Annotated in this window: 1 protein-coding gene; it reads right to left on the bottom strand. The window is 42.9% G+C overall.

Translation table 11 applies throughout. From position 1 onward, the window contains the following. On the bottom strand, positions 1-679 hold a 679-nt coding region (locus C7U56_RS16095), incomplete at both ends, for a nuclease/transposase family protein (protein ID WP_477100013.1).

The raw sequence follows: 679 nt of genomic DNA, 5'->3' as shown, positions 1-679 counted from the left end.
ATATCCCGCTTTCTCCATAAATGAAGCTTTTGTTTCTTTTTTCCGGATATTTTTCCCTGCATTTCCAGATACTCAAACACAATTACACCTGCCTGATACTCTGCGGCATATTTCGTGATCTCCGCAGCTATTTTGCGGGACAGCTCCATATTCAGCCTTTTTGCATAATCCCATCGGCTTTGGACCTGTCTGGAGGAATGTTCCCTCTGAAAACGGCGGATTCTGCCAAGCACATGATACAAATGGTCTTTATCACTGGAGAAATTTATAAATTTACGTCCCAGGATAGTGCCATCTGCACGCATGATGCTGCAGACCGCATCCGTATTGATTCCTAAATCAACGCTGCATATCACCTGCTCTTTTACATCTGTTTTTGATAAGCTTACTTCCTCTGTGTATGAAAACCGAAGGAAATATTTATGATGTTTCCTTTCCAAAGTAGGGGCAGATGCCTTTTTACCACTCCATTTTTTTCGCAGATATTCCATATCGGTATGAAGTAATTTTACTTGAAACCACTTCCACTCCCGCCCATCAAACAGCTTTAAATGTGCCGCATCTTCTCCCGGTTCTGCTTCCTTATACATGACATCCCGATAAAATACCGGCATCGCATGATTCTCACAGACCAGCTTCGGTTTTCCTCTCAGTTCTCCCTTTTCCCACAAACTAAGGC

It is taken from the genome of Clostridium fessum (assembly GCF_003024715.1).
GTDB classification, from domain to species: domain Bacteria; phylum Bacillota; class Clostridia; order Lachnospirales; family Lachnospiraceae; genus Otoolea; species Otoolea fessa.
This window is presented reverse-complemented; position numbering and strand designations above follow the sequence as displayed.